Consider the following 13901-nt stretch of genomic DNA (forward strand, 5'->3'; position numbering starts at 1 on the left):
AACCGTATCAGCCGAGAACGGCGGCGACCGCGGTGAAGGCGACGTAGGAGATGATGATCGACCCGGCCAGCGAGCCGATCCACGCGAGGACGGTGTACCCCATCTTCCGGGCGCTGACGCCGCCGCCGGCGCCCGCGGCGGCGTAGCCGCTCCCGATGATCGCGCTGACAATGATCTCGTTGAACGAGACGGGGATCCCGAAGAGCACCGCGCTCTGTGCGATCATGAACGAGGGGATGAGCGCGGCGATCGAGCGCCGCGGGCCCAGCGAGGAGTAGTCCTGCGAGATCGCCTTGATCATCCGCGGTGCGCCGGTCCACGAGCCGAGCAGGAGCCCGAACCCGCCGCCGACGAGCAGCGCGATCAGGGGGATCTCGAGGGTGCCCGACAGCGGGATCAACGGCCCGACCGCCAGTCCGACCTGACTGCCGCCCGCGGAGAACGCGACCAGCCCGCCGAGGACGAGCAGGAAGTGTCGCTCGCCGCTCTCGAGATCGCTTCGCAGATCGAGGCCGACCACCACCGCCCAGAGGGTCGCGATTGCGGCCGTCATCGCGACGACGCCGGCGATTTCGGGACCGGGAATCCATCCGCTCGAGGCCTGCGCGATCGACGCCCCGCCGGCGCCCGCCGAGCCGAGGATCGCGAACTCGATGTTGGCGACGAGGACGCCGACGAACGCGGCCAGGACGGTGATCAGATACCGCTCGGCGATCAGTTCCGCACGGAGCACGCGCGCGATCGTGTACGCGATGCCGCCGCCGACGAACGGCACGAGAATCCACAGCGTCGCGATCTCTGTGTACTTCGCCCACGCGGGATCGCCGCCCATCGCGAGGCCGACGCCGATGACCGCCCCCGTCACCGTGAAGGCGGTCGCGATGGGATAGCCCGCGAAGACGCCGATCGCGACCAGTCCGGCCGCGATCGACAGCCCGATCGTCGCCGCCATCGGCGACAGCGTCACGCCGCGGATCAGCTCGGCGCCGACCGCCTCGGAGACGTTCGCTCCCTGTAACACCGCGCCGGCGAACCCGAGGAGGCCGACGAGAAAGCCCGCTCGCATCACTGAGATCGCGTTCGCGCCGACCGCCGGGGCGAACGGCGTCGATCCGCTCGAGCCGGCGCCGATCGCCCAGGCCATGAAGAGGCTGGCCAGTGCGGCAACCAGAAACGTCGCGATCGTCACGAGCTCGACCATCTATTCCGGCTTACCAGCTAGCCCTACAAGTGTGTGCCGACCTCCGACTCCCGCGCGAGCGCTGGCGGTGCCGTCAGGGCGCCGTCGTGTCGTCGGATCAGCGCTCAGTTCGTCGTCGACCGCGAGTCGTCGTCCGGCTCCGGCGGCGGCTCGGCCCCTTCGATCGCCTCGGCCGCGTCGGTGTCCTTCTCGACGCCGACGTGCCAGCGGTCGACCTCGTCCTCGTACTCGGCCAGCAGGTCGGAGACGTCGTCCTTGAGGACGTCGTCGTTGACGTTGACCTCGAAGACGAACTGCTCGCCGTTCCCGCCGTTGCGCGTCGACTGCTGGATGTTGGCGCTGATCAGCTCGTTGTCGAAGTAGTACGGCGCCAGCTGGGTCATCACGTTCTGGTAGACCGTGTCCTCGACGCGACGGAGCGCCTTGCGGCTCGCCGAGTCGGCCGCGCGCGCGACGTAATCGATCGACTCCCGCCAGTTGCCGACCGCGCCCTCGGCGTCGTCGTCCTCGAGTCGCTCGTACGACTCCGAGAGCTTCTCACCGGCGGTCTTGATGTCCTCATCGGGATCCTTGCCGGCCTTCTCGCCCTTGCCCTCCTCGACGCTGGCCTGGTCGGACGTCTTCTCGCTGACGTCGGTCTCGAGGGTCTCGTGGGCCTTGGGACGCCACTCCTCCCACTCCTCGAAGGCGTCGGCGAAGCGGGCACTGTCGGCCTCCTCGACCCCGTCGGAATCGGCGGGATCGTGGACGCCGGCGTCCCGGAGCGCGCGGGTGATGCGCTCGCCGTGCTCGACGACGTCGCCCCAGTCACCGCGAACCTTGAAGCCCGAGATGCTCTCTTCCATTCGGTTGCCCCGGCATAGGAGATGGATCGCTATAAACTTCGTTACTGCGCAATACTGGCCGCGGTCGCGATCAGTATCGCTGGCCGGTCATCTCGGAGCCGCTCCGCGGCTGGCCGCTCATTCCCTGCCCGTACTGCCCCTGTTCGCGCATCCCCTGCATTCCTCGAGCCCGGGACTCTCCGGTACCGGTCCCGGACCCCTGAGGTCCCTGAGAACCCCCGTCGACCTGCCGGAGGAGACTCTCGCAGGCGTTCATCGTTCGCTCGATCGTCGCCACCGTCTCGAGGACGTGCGGGTGGCGCTGCTGGAACCGTCGGAGCGTCGGCAGCCCCTCGTCCGCGACCCGCAGGAACATGTCCGCGACCTCCGGTCCGAACATCGAGTCGCGAGCGATCAGCAACTCGTTGAGCGCGGCGATCTCGGCGATGTCCTGGCAGATCCGGGCGCAGCGTCCGAGCTCCGGTCCCCCGCTCGCACACCGCGTGGCGCACCAGGCGGCGACGTGCGAGAGTTCGCCGAAGTCCTCGAGGGCGATCCACAGTTCGTCGGTCATGTGGTCCTCGAAGAAGGCGGCCTGCGTTTCCGCCGAACCGCCCTGCAGTCCCCGTGACGACTGCATCCCCCGTGTCGACTGCAGTGTCCCCTGCATCTCGGGTTGGGAGCCACTCGTCCGCTGGCCGCCTTGCCGACCGCTCGTCCGCTGGTCGCCCTGCTGACCGCTCGGTTGCTGGCCGCCTGGGTGGCGGCCGCGCATCGACCCGGACCCTCGCTCGGCCATCGATCGATCATCCCCCTGACTGGGACGCTGTCGAGTACTCCGCTGTCGGCTGTTCGTCGACCGATTCGCGTCCGCCTCTTGATCCCTCGAGTCGGTCCGGTGGGACGAGCCGCCGAACTGCGGCTGGTGGTCCATGCCGGTCCCCGTTCGCGTTCCCGTCCCCGTTTCGCCGGGCTGCTGGCCGTACTGTTCGCCGCTTCGGTCGTGCTGGCGCTGATCCGAGTGGTGAGTCACGAATAGTGCACCTCGAGTGCTGCCAGCGGCTACGCCGATCGGTCGATTAAACCGACGCTACCGTTTCGGCCGCTTGCGGCGACGAACGGTGGGCTTTCGCGGTCCCAGCGGTCGATAACGACCGAAACCGCTCGGACGCGAGCGAGTAATAGCGGATTGAACGCCACCGTCGGGTGGCGATTCGCGGGCCAGCGGCCGGAACTGCGGGAACGCTCGCCCCGCCCACGGCTGATCGACAACGTGAACTATCCGGCGACAGGCTGTACGGGTATGACGATCGAAGACCGGGAAAACGCCTATCTCGTCACGCACGCACTGGCGAAGGACACGCTCTCGCGGATTCGCGACGTCGAGACCGAGCAGGTCAGCTTCCGGAAGGGCCTGGTGAAGCTCGGCCGGATCTGTGGCTACGAGATCATCGACGGCCGGATGGAGACGGAGTACGTCGAGATCGAGACGCCCCTCGAGCAGACCATGGGCGAGCGCGTCCGCGGGCTCGACGACGTTGTGATCATCAACGTCTTGCGCGCGGCGACGCCGTTCGTCGAGGGGCTGTTGAAGGCCTTCCCGCGCGCGCGTCAGGGCGTCATCAGCGCGAGCCGCGACGAGGAGGCCGGCCGCGACGAGGACGGCTCGTTCCCGATCACCGTCGACTACGTGAAACTGCCCGAGATCACCGAGGAGGACACGGTGATCATCGCCGATCCGATGCTCGCGACCGGGAGCACGATGTGTACCGTCCTCGACCACGTCATCGAGAACTCGCCGGAGCCGGAGAACCTGATCGTCCTCTCGGCGGTCTCGGCCCCCGAGGGGCTGCTCCGCGTCGACGAGGCGTTCCCCGAGGCCGACCTGCTGACGGTCTCGATCGACGACCGCCTCGACGACGACGGCTTCATCGTGCCCGGACTGGGCGACGCGGGCGACCGAGCGTTCCGCACCACGTAACCGTCCGTCGCCGACTCGCCGCTGGCCGCCGTCGACTTTTTGTGAGCGAGCCGTAATCGGTTCGTATGGACTATGCCGTTATCGATCCGGACGACCTCGAGCGCGTCGAAGGCCGTCCCTGCGATCTGCGCCGCTTGAGCGACGCCGCGGGGATGGACAACGTCGCGATCAATCGCTTCGACGCGGAGCCGGGCGAACAGCTGCCGCTGGCCTATCACGTCCACGATACACAGGAGGAGGCCTTCCTCGTCCTCTCGGGAACCCTCCACGTCGAAACGCCCGAGGGCGACCACGTGGTCCCCGAAGGGTCGATGTTCGCGGCCCAGCCCGAGTCGCCGCACCGAGCGTACAACCCCGAGGACGCCGACGAACGGGTGTCGGTCGTCGCGGTCGGTGCGCCGTCGGTCGACGACGTCGCGCCCTACGAGGCCGACGAGTAGCGTTTCGGCCGCGGTTCACGCACTCGAGTCGCATCTCCCACCGACGGCCGGAGGGGATTACTTACCCGTCGGCTGGAGGGGATCACTTACCCGTCGGCCGAACAGGTATCGATCCCGAAGACGGCGTTGACCGGACACCGCTGGATGACCGCCGTCGCGACGACGTCGCTGCCGGCGACGAACGCGAGCGTGCCGGCCGTTCGGTCCCGGTTCCGGTAGCCGATCAACAACAGGATCGCACCGAGAACGACCCGCAGAAGGCGGTCCGATCCGCCGACGTTCTTGTCCATACCTGACCGAACGATCGAGACGACCGTAGTAGTGATCCCTGCACGCCGCGACGAACCCCTTCATTTCCGGTCGAACCGACTCGAGCGCCCGTTTCCGGGCGGCTCGACGGTCGCCGATCCAGACGAAACGGTGCTCCGGTCGCTCGAGGCTCGCGCCGCGACGCCGCAGGGCTCACGCTTCGTCCCGGTCGTCCTCGCCCCCGCTCGAGAGCCCCGCACCGCGCTCGCGCTCGAGCGCCGGCGGGGCGTCGCGGTGGGCGGAGTAGCCGTCGAACCAGCGGGCGATGCGCTCGAGTCGGTCGACGACGTGGGCGGGTTCGCCCGAGCGGGAGAGTTCGTGGCCCTCGCGGGGATACCGGACCAGTCGCGTATCGACGCCGTGTTTCTGCAGCCCGCGGACGAACAGTTCGGCCGTGTTGGCGGGCGTCCGATAGTCGCGGTCGGCGTGCATCACGAGCGTCGGCGCGTCGACGTCGGCGACGCCGGCCGCGGGCGACTGGTTCCAGAGGAACTCGGGGTCCGTCCAGGGGGTCGCCCCGAAATCGTCCTCGACGAGTTTGAACGCGTCGCTCGAGCCGTAGAACCCGGTGAGATCGTAGACGCCCCGCTGGGCGACGGCCGCCTCGAAGCGGTCGCTCCGGGCGACCGCCCACGCGGTCATGAACCCGCCGAAGCTGCCGCCGGTGACGAACACCTCGTCCTCGTCGACGAATTCGCGCTCGCAGACCGTCTCGACGCCGGCGAGCACGTCGGTCAGCGTGACCTCGCCCCAGTCGGCCTCGATGGCCGTCGCGCGGTCCTCGCCGTACCCCGTCGATCCGCGCGGGTTGCACCAGAAGACGACGTACCCCCGCGCCGCGAGCGTCTGGAACTCGTGCCACATCGTCCCCGCGGTCGTCCAGTGGGCGTGGGGACCGCCGTGGATCTCGAGGACGAGGGGGTAGCGCTCGCCCGGCGAGGCGTCGGCGTCGAACTCCGGTGGCGTCAGGAGCCAGCCCTGGATCGACTCGCCGTCGCTCCCGTCGTCGGCTTCCTCCCTACCGTCGTCGACCTCGAACCACACTTCCTCGGGCCGGCGCACCGGCCGATCGCCGAGGTAGTCGTCGTTGACCCGCGTCAGTCGGTGGACCTCGTTACCGCCCCGCGTCGTCACGAAGACGTCGCCGGGATGGTCCCACTCGCTGTAGACGTAGGCGACGGCGTTCGCGCCGACGGAGAAGTCTTCGATCGTGACGCCGTCGCCGTAGACTCGCGTCGGTTCTTCGCTCGCGTCGCCGGGCACCGACCAGCAGACTCGAGACCCCTCGTCTGGCGTCGTGAAGTACAGCGTCTCGCCGTCCGGCGCCCACTCGAACGCACAGCGGTGGCCGACGGTCCGATCGAGCGGTTCCGTCGGCGTTCGCACCTCGCCGGTGTCGCGGTCGTGTACCCGAATCTCGGTCTGGCGCATCGAGGTTCGGTCCTCGGGCGTGAACTCGACGGCGACGCGGCCGTCCGCAGTGGCGTCGATCGATCCGGACTCGAGCCAGCCCGTGGTTTGCGCGAACGTCTCGACCTCGTCAGATTCCGTCTCGTGCTCGTACAGGTCGTAGGTCAGCGTGTCGTCGGGTTCCTCGCCGGCCGCGGCGGCCTTGGCGGCGTAGTAGACCGTCTCGCCGTCTCCCCACGTGGGTGAGACGTAGTCGACGCGCGCGTCGGCCGGCCCGTCTCCGGTGAGTCTGGTGATCGCGTCGCCGTCCAACTCGTCTTCGGGATCCCTCGAGAGCGCTTCGGCCACGTCGAGGACGTAGACGTGGCGCCGCCGGCCGTCGAAATACTCGGTTCCCGCTCGGTAGATCATCCGGTCGATCACCCGGGGATCGGGGGCCGCTCGCTCGTAATCTGGATCGACCGCGCGGTCCCGGTCGGCCTCGCGGTCCTCGGACGTGACGCGCTGGGAGAAGCAGAGTCTGGAGCCGTCCGGACTCCACTCGAGGTCGTCGACCCCGCCGACGACCGACGTGAGCCGGCGCGCTTCGCCGCCGTCGGTCGGGACGAGCCAGAGCTGCTCGCGGTCGCCCGCGCCGCGGGTGCTGGCAAACGCCAGTCGATCGCCGCCGGGGCTCCAGCGGGGCTGGGAGTCGACGCCGTCGCCGGCGGTGAACTGCGTGGCTTCGTCGCCGCCGACGGGAACGGTGTAGACCGACGCCGTGTACGACGCGTCGCCTGCGGGCGTCCGCCGGACGAACGCCACGCGCTCGTCGTCCGGCGAGAGCCGCGGCTCCTCGGCGTGGACGAGATCGTGATAATCGCTCGCCGCGATCCTGTTCATACTCGAGGTCGGACCCGCCGGCCCATATATCTCGGCGAGGCGGCAGGCGGACGCATCCGCGGTCGTGCTCCTCGAGCACCGATCGACGTCGTCCGTCGCCGATCCGCGGGTCGACCGACCGTCAGCGCCGTCGGGTCCGGTAGGATTTTGTCAGTTCGCCGTCGTCTCTCGAGTATGGCAACGCGAAACTCGACCGAGCGCGTCTCGCTCGGCGACGGCGACGACGAGCCGTCCGACGGGCGCTTCCGGCTCGCCGTCGCCGTCTACGCGGGTGCCCTCGTCGCCGGCGTCGTCTCGATCGCGGCCGTCCTGACCGCGCTCGTCCCGGGCGATCTCCCCGTCGTCTACGCGGTCGGATTCGCCGGCGGTTTCGTCGGCGGACTGGCGCTGGCGAGCGTCGATCCCCGCCTCCCCTCGCGCCTCGGCCGTTCGCTCGTCCGCCGCGTGGCGCTCGTCGCGCCGGCGTTTCCGGTGCTATTCGGGTGGTTCGTCCTGCTCGAGTCGACCGTCGGGTTCGTCGTCCTCTGGTCGGCGCTGGCCGTCTTCAGTTCGGGCTACGTCCTCTCGCAACTGGCCGGAAATCGGTACGTCGACGCGATCACCGCCGGTGAACCCGACGAGCGATGGCGCTGGGAACCCGCCAGTTCCGCGGTTCTCGACGGAGTCATTGCCGGACTGTGGGCGCTGCTCGCGGTCGGCAACGTCGCCGTCGGCAACTCCCTGGAAGCCCTCGTCTGGCTGTTGATGGCCGTCGGCTGGATCGCGTCCGGACTCGCGGAGGGGCGCTGGTCGTTCGGCCCGGGACGAGAGCGCTGCGAGGTTCAGCTCTACGAGCGCGGACTCGTCAAACGACGCCCGTACACGAAGGAGTTCGTACCGTGGCGCGAGATCGGTCACGTTCGCCTGCGCGAAGACGAACTCGTCCTCGATCGCGGGCTGCGCGACGTGCGGTTCGACCGCGAGGAACTCGAGGACGCCGACGCGCTCCTCGAGGCGCTCGACCGACACCTCGAGACGGCCGGCGGACGATAGCTCCGGCTACCCCGTGTCACTCGAGGTCCGCCCGCCCGCTCGTCGCGCTCCGCAGTCGGTCCCGGAACGCGTCGGCCTCCTCGAGGGGGACTCGCACGTCGAAGGAGACGTCCTCCTGATAGTCGGCCTCGAACTCGTAGCCCTCGCTCTCGAGAATGCCGCGGACCGTCCCGGAGTCGTCGTACTCGACGGTGATTGAGACCTGTTCGTGGGGCCGTTCCTCGACGACACCGGCCGCCTCGACGGCCTCCTTCACCGCGCGGGAGTAGGCCCGGACGAGGCCGCCGACGCCGAGGTTCGTCCCGCCGTAGTAGCGCGTAACGACGACCGCGCAGTTCTCGATCTCCTGCTGGGTGAGGACGTTCAGCGCCGGCTTCCCCGCCGAGCCGGAGGGCTCGCCGTCGTCGCTCGAGTACTCCCGGAGGAATCGGCCCGCTCCCGGGGCGTCCTCACCGCCCCCGCCGTTCTCGCCGCTCTCGTCGCCGACCCGCACCCGGTAGGCGGGAACGTTGTGGGTGGCGTCGGCGTACTCCTCGCTCACGGCGTCGACGAACGCCTCGGCGGCGTCGACGGAGTCGACCGGACGAACGCGGCCGATGAACTCCGAGCCCTGCACGACGAAGTCGGCGGTGGCCGCCTGTGCGACGGTCCGGTACGATCGACTCACGGCGACTTCCCTCGCACGATACTCGGCGGTACGCCCGGTAGCGAAAAGAGCGCGTCGGTCCGTTCGGCCGTCCGAATTGTCATATTCCCGATGTTCAATACGCTCTTGTCCCCCGCTGTGGTGGATGCGGGTATGAGCGACGAAACCGAGCTCGAGACCGAAACCATCGACCGGACGCTCGCGGAGGAACTGCTCAGCGTCAGCCGAACCGCCGTCGGCGACGAACTGCGGAGCATCACCTACTTCACCGAGGACGAGGTCGAGCAGATCTACCTCCGCTCGGACCTCGAACAGACGGCCGACCTCGTCGGCTTCGCCGATCACGAACGGCTCGGCTTTCGCTCCCAGTCGGCCTACCGAAACACGCAGCTCGGCGAGTATCAGGCGACGGTTCGAATGTTCGAGAACGGCTACCTCTCGCGGGTGATCCGGGGCCCCCACGGCGTCTGGGTGACGACCGACAGTATGTCCATGGACCGGTTCAAGGAACTGACGACGGCGACCAAGTCGGTCTTAGACGAGCACGCCGACACGGTGTCGACCGATCGCGACGACTGATCACTGGAGTTCGATCTTCCGGACGAACTCGAGGTCGCGGATCTCGGTGATCGTCTCGCCCGGCAGGTCCTGGTCGGTGATCAGGTAGAGCTTCGGCTCGTCGGTGAACTCGGGGTCCTCGCTGATCGTCTGGCGGATCGAGATACCGTGCTCGGCGAGCGTCCCCGTGACGTCGGCGACGATCCCCTCCTGTTCGGCGTCGTGGACCGCGATCGACAGCACCGTCAGGTCGAGCACCGGCGCCAGGTCCATCAGGCTCGGCACCTGCGAGATGTTCTGGAAGATCCGTCGTAACTCGGGATCGTCGAGGATGACGTCCGTCGTCGAATCGACGACGCGCCGGTCGACGCCGATCTCGCGAGCGATACCCGTGTTCGGAATCTCGATCCCGCCGGAGACGACGCGACCGTCGTCGTTGACCGAGAACCCCCGCTCTAGCAGTAAGCGAATCACCGCCTGCTGGCTGGGCGAGCCCTCGAACTTCTCCATGATCTCGTCGAACATTCGTTGGCGGGTATACGCGGGCCGAGGTATAAGGCCCGGTGATCGCTCCGGCGGCCGATCGGTGCCACCCAGCGGACGTCGCGTCTGACGGGCGATTTTTGAGAGTCCGGGCGGAACGGCACAGCATGCGCGAACTCCGACGCTGTGACTTCTGCGGCGGCGACGCCGCCGGGGCCTTCGAGATCGTCCCGCCCGAACTCGAGCCGAGCGAGGGCGAACAGCGACGCGTCGTCCTCTGTCCCGACTGCAAGGACCGCCTGCAGACGCTCATCGAACCGCTACTCGCCCGTGTGAGCGCCGCCGCCGACGACGAGCCGTCGGCAGCGGCCACGGAGGGCGCGGGCGGGACCGACCGGCGCGCCGACGAGACCGACTCGAGAGACGACGGCGACAGTGACCGTCCGGACGCCAGCGAGAGCGAGGCCGAAACCGTCGTGGCGTCGGCCGACCAGGCGACCCGAGAGCGGTCGGCGGACTCGAGTCCCGATCCCGACGCGACGGTCTCGGACGGCACCGCCGAGGAAAGCGAGGCGCGCAGCGCCTCGGAACGGAGCGACGAAGTCGCGAAGAAGGACGCCGACGGCGACAGCGCCGAAACCGGCGACAGCGCCGAAACCGGCGACAGCGCCGAAACCGACGACAGCGCCGCCGAGGCCGGCGCCGGCGACGCGGAAGCGGCGTCCGGTTCGATCCTCGAGGACGGAATCACCGTCGAACGGACCGCGTCCGCGGAGGCGGAGCCAGAGGCGGAATCAGAATCGGAATCGGAACCGCGAGAGGAGCCCGACGAACCGACTGACTCGGACGACGAGCGCTCGAGCGGCGAAGAGACCAGCGGGTCGGCCGGTCGAGACGCCGCGAATCGGCCGCCGGCCGCGTACGGCAAGGTGTTGCGACTGCTGCGGAACCGCGAGTTCCCCATGCAACGCAGCGCCGTCGAAAGCCTGGCCAGCGGCGCCTACGACCTCGAGTCCCGCGAGGTCGACGCGATCATCGACCACGCGATCGAACGGGGCGAGTTCGTCGAGAAGCGCGGCGAACTGCGGCGACCCGAGCGCTAGAGCGTTCCCTTCGTACTCGGGGTTCCCTCGCGGTGCTCGTCGAGCCGCGTCGCGTCGTCGAGCGTCCGCGCGAGCGCCTTGAACAGCGCCTCGACCTCGTGGTGGGCGTTCTCGCCGGAGACCACCTCGAGGTGGACGGTCAGACCGCCGTTCATCGCCAGCGACTCGCCGAAGTGACGCGCCATATCGCTCGTGAAGCCGCCGATCGCGGCCTGCGAGAACGTGCCGTCGAAGTAGAACCGGGGCCGTCCGCTGACGTCGACGACGGCGCCGGCGACGGCCTCGTCCAGGGGCACCTTCCGGTCGGCGTAGCGGACGATCCCCGAGCGGTCGCCCAGCGCCTCGTCGAAGGCCTCACCGAGGACGATCGCGACGTCCTCGACGGTGTGGTGATCGTCGACCTCGAGGTCGCCGTCGCAGTCGACGGTCAGGTCGAACAGGCCGTGTTTGGCGAACGACGTCAGCATGTGATCGAAGAAACCGATTCCGGTGTCGACGTCGGCCTCGCCGTCCCCGTCGATCGCGAGCGTGAGTTCGATCGACGTCTCGGCCGTCTCCCGCGTGCGGGTCGCCGTTCGCTCGCTCATGCCGTCCCGAACGGACCGCCGGTACAAGGGAATTGCGCTCGGTCGGTCCCGTCGAGGGGCCGCTTCCGACGGCGTCTATAGACCGCTACTGTCGGCCACGTTTCACTCCCGAGCGGTCCAGATCCGAGAATCCGGTAGAAACGGAGTTATCGTCTTAGAATGACGTATGAAAATTCTAAACATATCTAAGAGAGTTTCGAAGTATCGTAGTGACTCGTTATCAGCGATGAAATGAAGCGAAACGACGGCAATATTCAGCCCGTTATATCACAGGTGGAGAGAATGTCGTGTATACGAAGAGGTGACCCGAATCGATGTCCAACCCCTCCCCGCTATCGAACGAATCGATCGGTCCGTCCGGCCCTGAATCGGACCGACAACGCGAGCGACGCGTCTACAGGCTCGTCCACTCGCTCAAAGGTCCGACGCAGTTCCTGTCGTTTTGGATCGCAATCGCCCTCCCGTTCGTCCATCTCCCGCTGCTCGCGCAGGGACTGGGCGATCCACAGATCACCTCCACGTTTCTCGTGCTCCTCCTCGTCAACGTCCTCGCACTCTACGCCGGCCACGGCTACAAGCAGTAGCGCACCGGCACCGCCCGCCCTGACGTCGCGCCGTTCCCGGTATCGGTCCCGTATCGTCCAAATCTGTTAATGGTCTCCACCGCCCAGGAGTATCCATCCAATGCGGATCCGCGTCGACTGGCGCTCGAGTTGTAGCCTCACCGGGACCGTCCTGAAGTGGCTGTCCGTGCCGCTGGCCGCGCCGCTCGTGCTGGCGCTCCTGGACAGACACGACCCGGTCCCGTTCGTCGTCGCGATCGTCGCGACGGTCGCGATCGGGATCGCCCTCGAGACCCTGCGCGGCGATCCGACGTTAGGGCAGCGCGAGGCGTTTCTCATGGTCTCGCTGACGTGGCTGATCGTCGCCCTCGTCGGCACGATTCCGTTCGTGCTCGTCGGCGTCGGCGCGCCGCCGGCCTCCGCGTTCGCCTTCTCGGTCGACGGCGTCGTCAACGCCGCCTTCGAAGGGATGAGCGGGCTCACGACGACCGGCGCGACGGTGATGAGCGGCTGGGACTTCAACAACCAGTCCCGGGCGATCCTCCTCTGGCGCCAGATCCTCCAGTGGCTCGGTGGCCTGGGAATCCTGATCGTCGCCATCGGGCTGCTCTCGAACCTGCTCGTCGGGGGCGCACAGCTCATGGAGACCGAAACGCAGACGAAAAACGTCACGAAGCTCCGCCCCCGAATCGGCGAGACCGCCCGCCTCATTTGGGGGCTGTACGTCGGTCTCACGGCGCTGGCCGCGGGGACCTTCTACGGGCTCCACCTGCTCGGTCTGGCCCCGAACATGGACCTCTTCAACGCCGTCTCCCACGCGTTAACCAGCGTCGCCACCGCCGGCTTCTCGCCGGAGGGCGGGAGCGTCGGCGCGTTCGAACCGATCGTTCAGTGGGCCGTCATCCCCTTCATGATCCTCGGCGCGACCAACTTCGTCCTCCTGTACGCCCTCACGCAGGGGGCGTGGCGGCGCCCCCTCGAGTCCGAGGAGTTCCGGTTCTACATCGGCCTGCTGGCGGGGATCGGCGCGCTCGTCGCGGCGATCCTCTGGCTCGATCCGGAAATCGACGCGGGCCTCGAGGCGACGGTCCGACACGGACTGTTCAACGTGGTCTCGATGCTGACGACGACCGGGTACGCGTCGACGGACTTCAACTACTGGTCGGCCGGCGCGACCCAGCTCCTGTTCTTCTGTATGTTCCTCGGCGGGATGGCCGGCTCGACGACCTGCTCGATCAAGACGCTGCGCTGGCTCGTCGCGCTCAAGGCGTTTCGGCGCTCCCTGTTCACCGCGATCCACCCGCAGGCGATCCGCCCGATCCGGCTGAGCGACGACGTCGTCGACGAGGAGACGATCGGCGACATCTTCGCCTACCTCATGCTGGCGATCGGCATCTTCGCCCTGCTGACCGTCTTCGTCGTCGTCGACGCGGTCCGCGCCGGGACGGCCGTCTCCGAGTTCGAGGCCTTGAGCGCGTCGGCCTCGATCTTCCTCAACATCGGTCCCGCGTTCGGGATGGCCGGTCCCATGGACAACTACGCCGGCTTCCCCACCACCACGCGGGTCGTCATGATCGGTATGATGTGGATCGGCCGCATCGAGATCGTCCCCGTGCTCGTGTTGCTGACGCCGGCGTTCTGGCGATCGTGACCAACCTTTTGCTCTGCGTGCGGTCGCTTCGCGACCGCACTCGGCAAAACGTTGATGAAAAGCACTCCTCCCTCCGTTCCGGCTCGCACAGCGAGTCTGGCTCACGGCTTCGCCGTTCGCCATACGCGGCGCGTAGCGCCGCGCTCTCCACATCGGTCGTCGGCCCGCTCGCTCGGCCTGCGGCCTCGCTCGCGGTCGGTGGCAGGGTGGCAGCCTGCCCTTCCCCGGGTC

At 68.2% G+C, this 13901-nt stretch carries 15 protein-coding genes; 7 read left to right on the forward strand and 8 right to left on the reverse strand.

Annotated features, from left to right (window positions below; translation table 11 throughout):
• Nucleotides 1-7: 7 nt before the first annotated feature.
• From WD430_RS06915 to WD430_RS06925, 3 genes are all read right to left on the reverse strand, one after another.
• Nucleotides 8-1201, reverse strand: a complete 1194-nt coding sequence (locus tag WD430_RS06915) for an inorganic phosphate transporter (RefSeq protein WP_339105282.1) — start codon at nt 1199-1201, stop codon at nt 8-10.
• 104 nt (nt 1202-1305) lie between these two features.
• Nucleotides 1306-2046, reverse strand: a complete 741-nt coding sequence (locus WD430_RS06920) for a DUF5828 family protein (protein WP_339105283.1) — start codon at nt 2044-2046, stop codon at nt 1306-1308.
• Nucleotides 2047-2116: 70 nt separating this feature from the next.
• Entirely contained in the window at nt 2117-3058 is a 942-nt protein-coding gene (locus WD430_RS06925; RefSeq protein WP_339105284.1) for a hypothetical protein, read from the reverse strand.
• A gap of 270 nt (nt 3059-3328) precedes the next feature.
• On the opposite strand from WD430_RS06925, the gene upp reads away from it, so the two are divergent.
• A complete protein-coding gene (gene upp, locus WD430_RS06930) occupies nt 3329-4006 on the forward strand; it encodes a uracil phosphoribosyltransferase (protein ID WP_339105285.1) in 678 nt (225 codons plus the stop codon).
• 65 nt (nt 4007-4071) lie between these two features.
• A complete protein-coding gene (locus WD430_RS06935; protein WP_339105286.1) occupies nt 4072-4446 on the forward strand; it encodes a cupin domain-containing protein in 375 nt (124 codons plus the stop codon).
• Between the two features lie 86 nt (nt 4447-4532).
• Here WD430_RS06935 and WD430_RS06940 read toward each other — a convergent pair whose 3' ends face one another.
• Both WD430_RS06940 and WD430_RS06945 read right to left on the reverse strand, forming a co-directional pair.
• Nucleotides 4533-4736, reverse strand: a complete 204-nt coding sequence (locus WD430_RS06940; RefSeq protein WP_339105287.1) for a DUF2892 domain-containing protein — start codon at nt 4734-4736, stop codon at nt 4533-4535.
• Nucleotides 4737-4908: 172 nt separating this feature from the next.
• Entirely contained in the window at nt 4909-7047 is a 2139-nt protein-coding gene (locus WD430_RS06945) for a S9 family peptidase (protein ID WP_339105288.1), read from the reverse strand.
• Between the two features lie 174 nt (nt 7048-7221).
• Here WD430_RS06945 and WD430_RS06950 point away from each other — a divergent pair, with 174 nt between their 5' ends.
• Nucleotides 7222-8079: a hypothetical protein gene (locus WD430_RS06950; protein ID WP_339105289.1), complete on the forward strand. Its 858-nt coding sequence runs from the start codon at nt 7222-7224 to the stop codon at nt 8077-8079.
• A 16-nt stretch (nt 8080-8095) separates the two neighbouring features.
• Here WD430_RS06950 and WD430_RS06955 read toward each other — a convergent pair whose 3' ends face one another.
• A complete protein-coding gene (locus tag WD430_RS06955; RefSeq protein WP_339105290.1) occupies nt 8096-8746 on the reverse strand; it encodes a YigZ family protein in 651 nt (216 codons plus the stop codon).
• 132 nt (nt 8747-8878) lie between these two features.
• On the opposite strand from WD430_RS06955, the gene WD430_RS06960 reads away from it, so the two are divergent.
• On the forward strand, nt 8879-9304 hold the full coding sequence (locus WD430_RS06960; protein ID WP_339105291.1) for a hypothetical protein: 426 nt from the start codon (nt 8879-8881) through the stop codon (nt 9302-9304).
• Here the strand turns inward: WD430_RS06960 and WD430_RS06965 are convergent, their stop codons facing one another.
• Nucleotides 9305-9808: an amino acid-binding protein gene (locus tag WD430_RS06965; protein ID WP_339105292.1), complete on the reverse strand. Its 504-nt coding sequence runs from the start codon at nt 9806-9808 to the stop codon at nt 9305-9307.
• 125 nt (nt 9809-9933) lie between these two features.
• Here WD430_RS06965 and WD430_RS06970 point away from each other — a divergent pair, with 125 nt between their 5' ends.
• Complete coding sequence (locus WD430_RS06970; RefSeq protein WP_339105293.1) at nt 9934-10869, forward strand: hypothetical protein; 936 nt, start codon at nt 9934-9936, stop codon at nt 10867-10869.
• Here the strand turns inward: WD430_RS06970 and hisB are convergent.
• Nucleotides 10866-11456: an imidazoleglycerol-phosphate dehydratase HisB gene (hisB, locus tag WD430_RS06975; protein WP_339105294.1), complete on the reverse strand. Its 591-nt coding sequence runs from the start codon at nt 11454-11456 to the stop codon at nt 10866-10868. The genes WD430_RS06970 and hisB overlap by 4 nt on opposite strands.
• Nucleotides 11457-11770: 314 nt before the next feature.
• Between hisB and WD430_RS06980 the strand changes: the two genes are divergently transcribed.
• Together WD430_RS06980 and WD430_RS06985 are read left to right on the forward strand one after the other, a co-directional pair.
• Nucleotides 11771-12040 (forward strand): hypothetical protein, encoded by a 270-nt coding sequence (locus WD430_RS06980; RefSeq protein WP_339105295.1) that lies wholly within the window; start codon nt 11771-11773, stop codon nt 12038-12040.
• A gap of 100 nt (nt 12041-12140) precedes the next feature.
• Entirely contained in the window at nt 12141-13670 is a 1530-nt protein-coding gene (locus WD430_RS06985; protein WP_339105296.1) for a TrkH family potassium uptake protein, read from the forward strand.
• The last annotated feature ends 231 nt before the right edge of the window (nt 13671-13901 follow it).

Origin of the sequence: Haloterrigena sp. KLK7 (genome assembly GCF_037914945.1) — an archaeon.
In the GTDB taxonomy this organism is placed as follows: Archaea; Halobacteriota; Halobacteria; order Halobacteriales; family Natrialbaceae; genus Haloterrigena; species Haloterrigena salinisoli.

Bases quoted from the DNA above. Each gene is read 5' to 3' on its own strand.
- WD430_RS06950 (WP_339105289.1), top strand. From the start codon at position 7,222: ATGGCAACGCGAAACTCGACCGAGCGCGTCTCGCTCGGCGACGGCGAC.
- WD430_RS06970 (WP_339105293.1), top strand. From the start codon at position 9,934: ATGCGCGAACTCCGACGCTGTGACTTCTGCGGCGGCGACGCCGCCGGG.
- WD430_RS06920 (WP_339105283.1), bottom strand. From the start codon at position 2,046: ATGGAAGAGAGCATCTCGGGCTTCAAGGTTCGCGGTGACTGGGGCGAC.
- WD430_RS06935 (WP_339105286.1), top strand. From the start codon at position 4,072: ATGGACTATGCCGTTATCGATCCGGACGACCTCGAGCGCGTCGAAGGC.
- WD430_RS06915 (WP_339105282.1), bottom strand. From the start codon at position 1,201: ATGGTCGAGCTCGTGACGATCGCGACGTTTCTGGTTGCCGCACTGGCC.
- upp (WP_339105285.1), top strand. From the start codon at position 3,329: ATGACGATCGAAGACCGGGAAAACGCCTATCTCGTCACGCACGCACTG.
- WD430_RS06960 (WP_339105291.1), top strand. From the start codon at position 8,879: ATGAGCGACGAAACCGAGCTCGAGACCGAAACCATCGACCGGACGCTC.
- WD430_RS06945 (WP_339105288.1), bottom strand. From the start codon at position 7,047: ATGAACAGGATCGCGGCGAGCGATTATCACGATCTCGTCCACGCCGAG.
- WD430_RS06965 (WP_339105292.1), bottom strand. From the start codon at position 9,808: ATGTTCGACGAGATCATGGAGAAGTTCGAGGGCTCGCCCAGCCAGCAG.
- hisB (WP_339105294.1), bottom strand. From the start codon at position 11,456: ATGAGCGAGCGAACGGCGACCCGCACGCGGGAGACGGCCGAGACGTCG.
- WD430_RS06980 (WP_339105295.1), top strand. From the start codon at position 11,771: ATGTCCAACCCCTCCCCGCTATCGAACGAATCGATCGGTCCGTCCGGC.
- WD430_RS06985 (WP_339105296.1), top strand. From the start codon at position 12,141: ATGCGGATCCGCGTCGACTGGCGCTCGAGTTGTAGCCTCACCGGGACC.
- WD430_RS06940 (WP_339105287.1), bottom strand. From the start codon at position 4,736: ATGGACAAGAACGTCGGCGGATCGGACCGCCTTCTGCGGGTCGTTCTC.